This is a genomic window from Marinobacter psychrophilus, assembly GCF_001043175.1.
GTDB lineage: Bacteria > Pseudomonadota > Gammaproteobacteria > Pseudomonadales > Oleiphilaceae > Marinobacter > Marinobacter psychrophilus.
Window position 1 is genome coordinate 3,282,163 of sequence record NZ_CP011494.1, and the last position, 11,966, is coordinate 3,294,128.

At 54.9% G+C, this 11,966-nt stretch carries 12 protein-coding genes; 9 read left to right on the plus strand and 3 right to left on the minus strand.

The features are described 5' to 3' along the window. Window positions 1-50: 50 nt before the first annotated feature. The gene (gene ubiT / locus ABA45_RS14900) at window positions 51-599 is read left to right on the plus strand and encodes a ubiquinone anaerobic biosynthesis accessory factor UbiT (protein ID WP_048387394.1); all 549 of its coding nucleotides are present in this window, start codon (window positions 51-53) and stop codon (window positions 597-599) included. On the opposite strand, the gene ABA45_RS14905 is transcribed toward ubiT, so the two are convergent. The 3 genes from ABA45_RS14905 to hemN all read right to left on the minus strand — a co-directional run bounded on the left by ABA45_RS14905 (window position 596) and on the right by hemN (window position 4,065). Then, a complete protein-coding gene (locus tag ABA45_RS14905) occupies window positions 596-1,486 on the minus strand; it encodes a U32 family peptidase (RefSeq protein ID WP_048387397.1) in 891 nt (296 codons plus the stop codon). The two genes, ubiT and ABA45_RS14905, sit on opposite strands and share 4 nt — an antisense overlap. A 13-nt stretch (window positions 1,487-1,499) precedes the next feature. After that, the gene (ubiU, locus tag ABA45_RS14910) at window positions 1,500-2,495 is read right to left on the minus strand and encodes a ubiquinone anaerobic biosynthesis protein UbiU (RefSeq protein WP_048387399.1); all 996 of its coding nucleotides are present in this window, start codon (window positions 2,493-2,495) and stop codon (window positions 1,500-1,502) included. 187 nt (window positions 2,496-2,682) lie between these two features. Then, on the minus strand, window positions 2,683-4,065 hold the full coding sequence (gene hemN / locus ABA45_RS14915; RefSeq protein ID WP_406564666.1) for an oxygen-independent coproporphyrinogen III oxidase: 1,383 nt from the start codon (window positions 4,063-4,065) through the stop codon (window positions 2,683-2,685). A gap of 235 nt (window positions 4,066-4,300) precedes the next feature. On the opposite strand from hemN, the gene ABA45_RS14920 reads away from it, so the two are divergent. The 8 genes from ABA45_RS14920 (at window position 4,301) to ABA45_RS14955 (ending at window position 11,908) form a co-directional block, all read left to right on the plus strand. Continuing rightward, the gene (locus ABA45_RS14920) at window positions 4,301-5,833 is read left to right on the plus strand and encodes a cryptochrome/photolyase family protein (RefSeq protein ID WP_048387402.1); all 1,533 of its coding nucleotides are present in this window, start codon (window positions 4,301-4,303) and stop codon (window positions 5,831-5,833) included. A gap of 39 nt (window positions 5,834-5,872) precedes the next feature. Beyond that, window positions 5,873-6,253, plus strand: coding sequence for a Cd(II)/Pb(II)-responsive transcriptional regulator (locus ABA45_RS14925; protein ID WP_227506051.1), 381 nt, complete (start codon window positions 5,873-5,875; stop codon window positions 6,251-6,253). Window positions 6,254-6,455: 202 nt separating this feature from the next. Further along, complete coding sequence (locus ABA45_RS14930; protein WP_048387404.1) at window positions 6,456-7,103, plus strand: cation diffusion facilitator family transporter; 648 nt, start codon at window positions 6,456-6,458, stop codon at window positions 7,101-7,103. 159 nt (window positions 7,104-7,262) lie between these two features. After that, on the plus strand, window positions 7,263-7,712 hold the full coding sequence (locus tag ABA45_RS14935) for a c-type cytochrome (protein WP_048387406.1): 450 nt from the start codon (window positions 7,263-7,265) through the stop codon (window positions 7,710-7,712). Between the two features lie 9 nt (window positions 7,713-7,721). Then, on the plus strand, window positions 7,722-9,137 hold the full coding sequence (locus tag ABA45_RS14940) for a cbb3-type cytochrome c oxidase subunit I (protein WP_014872431.1): 1,416 nt from the start codon (window positions 7,722-7,724) through the stop codon (window positions 9,135-9,137). A 109-nt stretch (window positions 9,138-9,246) separates the two neighbouring features. After that, window positions 9,247-11,070, plus strand: a complete 1,824-nt coding sequence (locus ABA45_RS14945) for a nitric oxide reductase activation protein NorD (protein ID WP_048387410.1) — start codon at window positions 9,247-9,249, stop codon at window positions 11,068-11,070. A gap of 1 nt (window position 11,071) precedes the next feature. Then, window positions 11,072-11,656, plus strand: a complete 585-nt coding sequence (locus tag ABA45_RS14950; protein WP_048387413.1) for a cytochrome c oxidase subunit 3 — start codon at window positions 11,072-11,074, stop codon at window positions 11,654-11,656. Between the two features lie 12 nt (window positions 11,657-11,668). Beyond that, window positions 11,669-11,908, plus strand: a complete 240-nt coding sequence (locus tag ABA45_RS14955) for a cytochrome C oxidase subunit IV family protein (RefSeq protein WP_048387415.1) — start codon at window positions 11,669-11,671, stop codon at window positions 11,906-11,908. Window positions 11,909-11,966: the final 58 nt, after the last annotated feature.

Sequence of the window (11,966 nt, forward strand, 5' to 3'; positions counted from 1 at the left end):
GTTTCCAGACATACCCTCAGCGGCGTGTTTGATCAACAACGGAGACGCCCATGGCCCTGCACATGCCAACCTTTTTACCAAGGCCCACTCTACCCGCATTTCGTTCGCTGCCAGGCGTGTCACGCGCGCAAGCTTTGAGCCAAAAACTGGCTGCTAACCCGCTACTGACCGATTCACTGGCGTTGCTGACCGAGTATCTTCCCGCGCCGTCAACACTGCTGGCGGCTATTGACCAGCGCATACCGTTGGCATTAAAGCAGCTGGTCGTCGAAGCCCCGCTGAACCGATTGTTTGCCGAGGCCATTGCTGACGGTGAGTTTGATGATTTTGAAGGGCGCACAATTCGCCTGGAACTGAATGGCGGGCAGCCGGGTGTCACCTTTGGATTCTGGACCGGTCGGCTGCGCATTGTGGACGCCCCGGGTGAAACGACCATTCGGGGCTCTCTGAGCGCTTTCAAAACCCTGGCCGAACGGAATCACGACCCAGACCAGCTATTTTTCCAGCGCCGCCTGGTGATTGAGGGCGACACCGAACTGGGTTTGGCACTGAAAAACCTATTGGATAGCCTGGAGTGGCACATCCGCATCAGCGGCTAAGCCCGCTGATCCATCCCCGGTTGACCATACCAGTAGCCGTTGCACGGCGGCGCTTCCCTCACGGTTAACGGATCGCTGTAGGGTATTTCACCTCTACGTACCTGATCAAAACGCTGCACCACCTCGGCCATACCTTGGTGCTCCGGACTCAAACGCACGGTATCAACACCCATAGCGAGCATGTCCGGAAGCTCCCGCAATAAATCATAACGGGCGCCAGACAATGTCGAGGTGCCATTCAGGCGAAACAGCTCCTGGGCTTCACGGGACCGCAGTTCCAAACCATCCGGATGCTGCAGGCAGCGGAATTCACAGTTGTCTTTTGGCAGGTTGTAATGGCGTGCGGTAAAGCAGCGCGACGACCAGGCCAGCGGCAAAAAACCCCAAGCGAAGACTTCCGCAGGCAAATCCAGGCCTTCGGCTTTTAGCTCTGCAATCATCTCGATCAGGGTTTCACGGCCCAGCTCCACGGGCAGGCTCCACCCCTTCAAACCCAACTTTGCGAGCACCTTCAGCGTCGCGACGTTGTAAATGTTCAGGCCCGGCCCCGTTACGAAAGGCAGACTGTTGGTGCTGGCCAGCTGCAGCGCACTCTGGTCATTGGCTTCAATCAGGTAATCCTGTTGGCTGCAGATGCGGCGCAGCAGGCGCAGGTCGGCTTCGGATTCAATCAGGGTTTGGGTGGACAGCACTACCTGCTTGCCGGCGTCTTTCAATACGCCTGCGATTTCTAGCCAGTCGGCGAGTTTCAGTTCGCGACGGCGTGCGCACACGGTTTCGCCCAGGTACACCGTATCTACCGGCCAGTCCGCAGCGTTGGCGTAAAAATCCAACACGGTTTGCCGTGACCAAAACCAAAGCACAGGACCTAATGAGAGTTTGAGCATAGGATATTTCACCTTATTTCCATTTGCGATGATAGGCGCCAAGGGTGGTCAAGCCGCCTTCTGACAAACCTGCCAGAGTGGCATTCCAGGCTGGGTCTACAGCAAATTCATCGGCGCTATTTTCAAGCAGGTCGAGGGCCTGACGCCAGGTGCGGGCCACGTCGGCAATATAAGCAGGACTGCGCTGGCGGCCTTCTATTTTTACCGCGCTGATGCCCAGTTCCTGCAACTGCGGAAGCAGGTCTATGGTATTCAGGCTGACCGGTTCTTCAATCGCATGGTAAACGCTGCCTTCCACTTCAAAGCGGCCTTTGCACAAAGTTGGATAACCGGCGGATTCGCCCTTGCCGTAGCGGTCAATCAAGATGCCATTAAGCCGCGACTCCAAACCTTGGGGAGTTTCCTGCCAGCGCACGGCTTTGGCCGGCGAGCAGGCACCACGAGTGTTAGGAGATTCATCGGTGATATAGGAAGACAAGTAACAGCGGCCTTCGGCCATAATACACAGGCTACCAAAGGCGAACACTTCAAGCTCAACCGGGCTGTGCTTTGCCAGGCCACGAATCTGGTCTAGCGATAGCACCCGTGGCAAAACTGCACGACGAATGCCAAAGTTATCTTTATAAAAGCGTAACGCTTCGTAGCTGGTGGCGGATCCCTGTACAGATAAATGCCTGTCTATTTGGGGGTAGCGACTGGTGGCATAATCCAACAACCCCATGTCGGCCAGTATCATCGCGTCTATGCCCAGAGTTGCGGCTCGGTCTACCGCGGAGGTCCAGGTTTTCCAGCCCTGGGGCTGAGGAAATGTATTGATTGCACAGAACACCCGCGCGCCGTTTTTATGGGCGTACTCAATGCCCTCTGCCGCACGTTTGTCGTTAAAATTCAGACCTTTAAACTGACGAGCATTGGTGCTGTCTTTAAAGCCAAGGTAAACCGCGTTAGCGCCGTTATCCACCGCTGCTTTCAGCGCCGGCAAACTGCCAGCCGGACATACAAGTTCCATAAACGTTTTCCATACAGAGAGTTACGAAACCATACGCCGTGCAATCTGCAGTGCATTGACCTTCATCAGGGGTTCAGCCAATACTTCTAAATAGATACTCTGCATACTATTATGAAACTAGAGTGTTCCAGAAAGCTTTAACAGGAATCAAAACGGGCCTACCAGAGCAGCGTTGCCCTAATAGACATCAGATAATTCGCGAAAACCGCTGAGTAGCGCCTTCTTTCCGATAGACATCAAAAATCTGGCAAATAGCCCGAATCAGCAGCCGTCCAGCGGGCTGCACTTGCAGCACGCGGCCGTTATCTGCAATCAACTGGTCTGCCATCATCGGCTTCAGGCGTGACAGCTCATCGGCAAAATACTGGTCAAAATCTTCGTTCCATTCGGCCGTAAATTGCTGACGATCCAGACGGAACTGGCAAATCAGCTGGCCAATCACCCAACGCCGCAGGCGATCATCACGGGTCAGGTTCACGCCTTTTGTGATCGCCAGTTGTCCTGAATCTATCGCAGCCTCCCAGGATGGCAAATCGTGGTTGTTCTGGAAGTATGCGTCATCGGTCTGGCCAATGGCCGACACCCCCAGCGACACCAGATCGCAGTCCGAATGGGTGGTGTAACCCTGGAAATTGCGATGCAGGCGACCCGCGCGCTGAGCCACCGCCAGGCTGTCATCCGGTTTGGCAAAGTGGTCCATACCGATGTATTCGTAACCGGCATCCAGCAATCGATTAATGGTGTTATGCAAAATGGTCAGCTTTTGCTGCGGCGAGGGCATGGTATCGCCTTTAAGCCGTGTTTGCGGATAGAAACGCTCTGGCAAATGGGCGTAACTGAACACCGACAGCCGATCTGGTGACATGTCGATGACTTCTTCCAATGTTTCAGCAAAGCTGTCCGGGGTCTGGTACGGCAGGCCGTAAATTAGATCCAGATTAATGGAACCGAAGCCCAAACGGCGTGCTTCATTCAGCACGCCGCGGGTCATTTCTTTGGATTGCACCCGGTTGACCGCTTTTTGAACCTGAGGATTCACGTCCTGCACGCCCAGGCTGATGCGGTTAAAGCCCAGCTCCCACAGGGTAGACAATGTGTCTTGATCTACTTCACGCGGGTCGATTTCAATGCTGTAGTCTTGACTGCCATCGGTCTGCAGATTGAACAGTTCGCCGTAGCCGTGCATCAATTCACGCATGACATCGCGGGGCAAAAACGTTGGCGTTCCGCCGCCCAGGTGCAATTGCTTCACCGGCCGGTCAGCACCGAATAATTCGGCTTGCATGGCCGCTTCTTTCAGCAGGCGCTGCACATAAGGCTGAGCATTATTACGTTTTTTGGTGATTACTTTGTTGCACGCGCAGTAGTAGCACAGGTGCGCGCAAAACGGGATGTGGGTGTACAGCGACAGCGGTCGGCCGATGGCTTTGCTGCGTGCAGCCGCCTGTACCATATCGCCAATCGGATACGTCTGATTGAATTCCACCGCCGTAGGATATGAGGTATAGCGCGGGCCGCTCAGATCGTAACGGCGAATCAAGGCATCGTCCCAGGTAAACTCGGGCAGAATAATAGTATCAGAAGACTGAACTGCGATTTTGGAAGCCATAAATAGAAACTCTGGGCGCCTTGAATATGAAGCAGGCTGTAAACTGGCATCGTAACCGTGTTTCAGCACCGCCATCTTGATTCGAATCATCTGTGAACACGGCGACAGCATATCAAGTCAGAAATGACACAGATGTTGCGCTTGTTGAGTATGTTGCCTACCTCTTTTGGAACACACACTGTCTGGATAAAGCACTATGGCTAATCTGATTTTGATTCTCGCCGACCAGCTAACACAAAGCCTGAGCGCTCTGGAAGGCGCCGATCGCGATACCGACCGCATCGTTATGGCGGAAGTTCACAGCGAAGCCAGCTACACCAATCACCACAAGAAAAAACTGATACTGCTGTACAGCGCCATGCGTCATTTTGCCAGTCAGTTGAAAGCCGACGGCTACAGCGTGCATTACCAGCGTTATCATCCCGACAACGCTGCGCAAAGCCTGGAACAGGTGATGGCCGAGCAAATAGCTGCCCACCAACCCGAGCGCATTATTACCACCGAGTGCGGCGAATGGCGCCTGCACAACATTATCAGCCAGTGGCAGAAAGCCTTGGGGGTGACCACAGAAATTCGCGTGGACACCCGTTTTATTGCCACTAAACAAGAATTTGCCGACTGGGCCGAAGGCCGTAAACAGCTGCGCATGGAGTATTTCTACCGGGAAATGCGGCGTAAAACGGGGCTACTGATGACCCCAGAGCAAAAGCCCGAAGGTGGCGAGTGGAATTACGACGCTGAAAACCGCCGCAAATGGACGGGCAAACCGCCGGCGCCCGCGCCGTTTCGGATCGAGCCGGATGCCGTCACCCAAGACGTCATCAACATGGTTGAGCAACACTTCAGCGACCATTTTGGCGCCAGCGAAGACTTCCATTTTGCGGTAACGGCCGCCGATGCCGAGCGCGCTCTGGAACACTTCATAGACTACGCCTTGCCGTGCTTTGGTGACTACCAGGACGCGATATCTGACCACGAAGACTGGCTGTTTCACTCGATTCTGTCGCCTTACATAAACTGCGGTTTGCTGGACCCCCTTGCCGTGTGCGAACGCGCCGCGCAAGCCTGGTACGCCGGGCGGGCGCCCATCAACGCGGTGGAAGGGTTTATTCGTCAAATCGTCGGCTGGCGCGAATTTGTGCGCGGTATTTACTGGCTGCACATGCCCGAGTACGCCCGCAACAACCAGCTTGGCAATGACCGCGCCCTGCCCGGGTTCTACTGGAGCGGCGACACCCGCATGCGCTGTATGCACAAAGCCATTGATGCCACTCGCCGTAATGGCTACGCCCACCATATTCAGCGCTTAATGGTGACCGGCAACTTCGCCTTGCTGGCCGGCATTACGCCGGATGAAATTTGCGACTGGTATCTGGCGGTGTATGTCGATGCCTACGATTGGGTGGAACTGCCCAACGTGCTGGGCATGGTGATGCACGCCGACGGCGGTTATTTAGGATCAAAACCCTACGCCGCCAGCGGCAAATACATTCAGCGCCAGTCTGACCATTGCAGCAACTGCCACTACAAAGTGGCCAAAGCCACCGAAGACGACGCCTGCCCCTTCAACTCGCTGTATTGGCACTTTATCGACCGCCACCGCGACCAGTTCGCTAAAAATCCGCGCATGACGATGATGTATCGCAACTGGGAAAAACAAAAACCGGAGCGCCGCGAAGCTCTGCTGAAACGCGCTAATTATTTGCTGGACAACCTGGACAGCCTGTAAAATTCCCGGGCAAAGCCAACCATCAGGAAACCCGATGCGATGAAAATTGGTGAGGTATCCGGGCACGCATCCGTTCCCGTCGAAACGATTCGCTACTATGAAAAAATCGGTTTACTACTCAAACCGGATCGGGACGCCAGCGATTACCGTGTTTATGGCAATGCACACTTGAACCGTCTTTTGTTCATCAAGCGCTGCCGTAACCTTGATATGACCCAGGACGAAATCCGCGAGTTGATTCGGCTGTCCGAAAACCCCGAAGCAGACTGCCATGAAGTGGATGCACTTCTGGCCCGTCACCTGATCCACGTGCGCGACCGGTTGAGTGAGCTCGCAAATCTTGAAACGGCCCTGCAGCAATTGCAACAGGCCTGTTCAAAGACAGGCACCGTTGAGCAGTGCGGCATCATGGGGGCCTGAGTTCAGAGCTGGGCGGCCTGTCCGGCAAAGACACAGACCAGCGCAATCACGTGCCCGGAACTCACAAACCAGGTAGCCACTAAACCATGTGACTACTAAACCGAGCAACCACTAAAAAGTTTCCCAAACAGCTTGCCGGACATTGACCCTGTAGCAACTACAGGGTTTTTAATACACACCTACCAAATAAAAGGAGGTGTTTATGGCGTGCGGTTGCTCTGGTCCAGTACTAAAGTCCCCGGCTCCGGGTTTTCGCCGCGCACTGTGGATCGCCCTTTGGGTTAATCTGGCCATGTTTTTCGTGGAAGGTGCTGCCAGTTTGCAATCTGGTTCGGTTTCCCTGATGGCAGACGCCATCGACTTCTTTGGCGATAGCGCCAACTACATTCTGTCACTTTCCGTTCTGTCTCTCGGCATGCTCTGGCGCGGGCGCGCGGCCATGATTAAAGGCATTACCATGACGCTGTTCGGCATTGTGGTTTGGGCCCGTGCGCTTTGGGTGATAGAACAGGGCGTTACTCCCGAACCCTTTACCATGGGCACGATTGGTCTGCTGGCTCTGATTGCCAACGTGAGTGTTGCCTTTGTGCTATTTCGTTTTCGGGATGGCGACTCTGATATGCGCTCGGTCTGGCTGTGCACCCGGAATGACGCCATCGGCAACCTGGCCGTGATGGCAGCCGCTCTGGGCGTGTTCGGAACAGGAAGCGCCTGGCCGGACCTTAGCGTTGCCGCCATTATGGGCACCCTCGCAATATCGGCCGGCATCAGTGTTGTGCGCCATGCTCGAATGGATATTTCTGAAGCCAAAAGCCTGGTTAGCAACGAAGTAAAGACGGTGTTCCGCTAACCGAAAAACCCGCCAATCCTGCCGCATGCCTCTTTAGAGGTAACCCCCTTGCCTTCTGGCATGAACTGTCTTAACGGCTGATAATATTCATTACTGATACATCTTCTGGGCTCGATCGCGGGTTCGTCAGGTATTACACATCAACCAAGGGGCAGTCTAATGGCCGAACGCTTTACCAAAAGCATGGCCAGAAACATCTATCTGGGAGGAAGCACGTTCTTCATCCTGCTGTTTCTGGCTCTAACTTTTGACACTCAATCGCGGGCGATGCCCGAGCGGGATAACCGGGACCAGCTCATCGAGCAGGTTGTTAATGGCAAGCACCTTTGGGAAAACAACAACTGTATTGGCTGTCATTCGCTTATGGGTGAAGGCGCCTACTTTGCGCCGGAGCTGGGCAACGTATTCGACCGCCGCGGCGCCGGCAACAGCGACGTGTTCAAGGCGTACATGAATGCCTGGATGAACGCCATGCCGACCAAAGCACCCGGCCGCCGGCAAATGCCGCAATTCAACCTGACAGACCAGGAAATCGAAGATCTGGCATCGTTCCTCGAGTGGACGTCCAAGATTGACGATAACGGCTGGCCACCCAACATCGAAGGCTAAGGAAAAAATATGAAATACGAGTCTCAACGGGTCGCCATGCCCTACTTCATCTTTGCCTTGATTCTGTTTGCCGGCCAGATCCTGTTTGGTCTGATTTTAGGCCTGCAGTACGTGGTGGGTGATTTTCTGTTCCCGGAAATACCCTTCAACGTTGCCCGGATGGTTCACACCAATCTGCTGATCGTTTGGCTGTTGTTCGGCTTTATGGGTGCAACCTACTACCTGGTTCCGGAAGAAGCGCAAACCGAGCTTTACAGCCCATTGCTTGCGTGGATCCTGTTCTGGGTGTTTGCCGTTGCCGGCACGCTGACCATTCTGGGTTACCTGTTTGTGGATTACGCCACTCTGGCTGACGTCACCATGAACAAACTGTTGCCCACCATGGGCCGGGAGTTTCTGGAACAACCCACTATTACCAAAATAGGCTTGGCCCTGGTGTTCGTCGGGTTTCTGTTCAACATCTTGATGACCGCCCTCAAAGGCCGAAAAACCGTGGTCAATATTATATTGATCACCGGCCTGATTGGCCTGACCGTGCTCTGGATGTTCTCCTTCTACAACCCCGAAAACCTAACCACAGACAAGTACTATTGGTGGTTCGTAATACACATGTGGGTTGAAGGTGTATGGGAACTGATCATGGGCGCCATCTTGGCCTTCGTGCTGATCAAAATTACTGGCGTAGATCGGGAAGTCATCGAGAAGTGGCTATACATCATCATTGCCATGGCGCTGATTACCGGCATCATCGGCACCGGTCACCACTTCTTCTGGATCGGGCCATCCGAGTACTGGCTATGGCTGGGCTCTGTGTTCGGGGCACTGGAACCCCTGCCATTTTTCATGATGGTGTTATTTGCCTTCACTATGATCAACCGGCGCAAGCGCAACCACCCCAATAAGGCCGCGACTCTGTGGGCTATGGGCACCGCTGTGATGGCGTTTCTGGGCGCAGGCGTGTGGGGCTTTCTGCATACGCTGGCACCGGTAAACTACTACACCCACGGCAGTCAGATTACTGCGGCCCATGCCCATATGGCGTTTTACGGCGCCTATGTGATGATCGTGCTCACCATCATTTCCTACGCCATGCCGATCATGCGTGGCCGGCCTTACGGCAACAGCAACAAGGCCCAAGTGGTGGAAATGTGGGGATTCTGGTTGATGACCATCTCCATGGTGTTTATCACCCTGTTCCTGACGGGTGCGGGCATCCTGCAAATCTGGCTGCAACGTATGCCAGAAAGCGGTGAAGCACTGTCGTTTATGGTCACCCAGGACAAGATTGCGATGTTTTACTGGGCGCGCCTGACCGCTGGCTGCTTCTTTTCAGTCGGGTTGGTGGTGTACCTCTGCAGCTTCTTCATTAAAGGACAAGCGTCCTTTGACGACGAAGTTCGTGGCCCGGCACTTCAGGACGCGTAAGCCCGCCACCCTCACAATCACAGGACCGGAATCTGCTTCTGGCCCTGTGATTCGCATTCACCAGCTTGCCGGCAAACCCGACAAACAACGGGCGTAACAGGAGTTCAAGATGGAAGAGTGGGTCGGCTACAAGTGGCACGAATACATTACCCGCCAGGCTCTCGGGGAATTCCCCGAGCACGCCGTTTATCTAAAAGACGAAGCTCGCAGCCTTGGCATTGTGTTCCGCGCCTTCGGGGGTGATCCGGCACTCAGCCTGGTGACGGCAGAGCCCAGGCACTTTCGCCTGCGCCGACGGTTTTTGCACAAAATTGCCGGAACACACCGTAAATTTGAGCTGGCCTGGCGGGATGAGCAAAATCTGCGCCTGCCAGAAAAAGTGGCTAAATTCCCATCCAAACGCCTGAACCGGGAACTCTATATATGGCTGGCCGCACTCGCGGCTAACCCGGCTCCGGCTGATAGTGACTGGTTTACCGGCAATCAGGCACTGGTTCAGGATGTGATCGCCCGTTGGCCGGGGCTGGAGCGTGTTTACCAGCGCCTGGTGAAACAAGTTCTGCGCAGGCGTCCCGATCCAGAGGGCCTATCGGCCGAGGAAGCCGTCCGTGAACAGGCGATCCGCCAAGCGCTTATCCATCCGGGCAGCGTTGCTGCCCTGCCCGCGGCTGGAACCGATCCCTGGCCGGTCATTCTTTGGTTGTACCCGGCTCTGGAACAAGGAAAAGCTAACGGACCGGTAACCGGCGACGAGGACACTCAATCGAGCCCCGGGGGACTGACCAAGAAAAACAAGCGCCACCAGGCAGAGCGCGTAGAGGCCTTCGACCGCGATCAGGGGCTGATGATCTTTCGCCTGGAAAGTCTGTTTTCCTGGACCGAATTCATTCCGGTTGACCGTGCAGGCGACGACACTAAAGAAGAAGATGCCGAGGCGGTTGCGGACGATATGGACATGATCTCTGTGTCCAATGACCGCAAGGAGACGTCGTCGTCGATCAAGTTTGACCTGGATCTGCCCTCGGAAGAACACGACGACCTGCGCCTTGGCCCGGGTATTCATTTGCCGGAGTGGGACTGGCGCAGCCAGAGCTACCGGGAAGCCTTCTGCTGCGTGCAACCTATGCTGGCAAAAAACGCTGAGCCTGCGGAGCTTCCGGAAGCACTGCGCCGACCCGCCAAACGTCTGCAGCGCCAATTCAGCGCGCTCAAGCCCCTCAAACAGTGGCACAAACGACAGCTGGACGGCGACGAGCTGGACCTGGACGCCTGCCTGGAAAGGGAAGTTCAGAACCGGCGCGGTCAGGGCGCGATTGATCAGAAGCTGTTTCGCCGCTGCCAGCAGAGCCAGCGCGACCTCGCCTGTCTGGTGCTGGCGGATGTGTCGCTCTCAACCGAGACCTATATAAACAACCAGCAGCGAGTCATCGACATTGCCCGGGACGGCTTGCAACTGCTCAGCGAAGCCTTACAGGCCAGCCGCGACCCCTTCGCCCTGTTTGCGTTTTCATCACGACGGCGTGACTACGTGCGATTCCATCATCTAAAAGGTTTTGATGAAACTTATACCAGCACCATTCGGGGCCGAATTCAGGCGCTGGAACCGGGCTTCTATACCCGCATGGGCGCCGCGATCCGTCAGGCCACCAAGCTTTTAGGAGCGCGCCACGAACAACAGAAGGTCCTGTTGTTGCTGACCGATGGCAAGCCCAACGACTTGGATTTGTATGAAGGCCGCTACGGTATAGAAGACACACGCATGGCAGTGCAGGAAGCCATCAAAGCTGGCCTGACCCCGTTTTGTGTCACCATTGATGACGAGGCCAGCGAGTACCTGCCCTATGTCTTCGGCAGTCATAATTACGTGGTGATTCGCGACCCGGCGCAGCTGCCGTTGCAGCTCCCCAAACTCTACCTGAACCTGACTCAGTGATATGACAGGTCTAATTCTTGAGCCGGAGTTAGACCGCCATCAGCTTCCCGGAGACGTCGCTGTGTGGATATTCATTTTCGCCGAGCTAACGGTATTCGGAATCATGCTCATCGGTTTTGCCGTGGCCCGCAGCCTCGACCCAGCCACCTTCCACGCCGGCCGTGATCTTCTGCACACTTGGATAGGGCTGCTGAACACCGCTGCGCTAATCACCTCCAGCTATCTGGTCGCGACTGCTGTCCACCAGTCCCGTGACAAGCTCTCCGGCGCGCAGTGGCGCCTTTGGCTTGCGGTTGCTGTCTCCTGCATTTACACCGTTGGCAAACTTTATGAATACGTGAATCTGTACAGCCAGGGCTATAACCTCGGCACAGATACTTTCTTCATGTTTTATTTCTTCCTGACCTTCTTCCACCTTATGCACGTGACACTGGGGCAGATTGTTTTGATGGTGCTTGCCGTAAGAATAGGCAACAGAGACTGCGGGGGCTCCGACATGAACAGCATGGAATCTGGTGCCTCTTATTGGCACATGGTGGATCTGGTATGGCTGGCACTGTTTCCGGTGCTCTACGTACTCGCTTAAAAAGGGCTGACAATGTTGACGGTTTATTTTGCCCTGATGATTTGCACGGCTTTACCGGTCATTGCGCTTAAGTCCGGTATAAGCCCTGATTTTCTGGCCTGGCTGGTTTTTGGAATGGTGATCGTAAAATCTTTGCTGCTGGTGGATCACTTCATGGAGATGAAGAATGCACCCCCTGGGTGGCGGTTAGCGGCTCAACTATGGGCGCCGGTAGTGATTGTTGCGGTTGCGGGGTTTCATGCAATTACGTGAGGGTATCGTTTTCTGGTCACACTAAAATTCTGCGTTTGGCATCAGGGAAGGTGTCTTC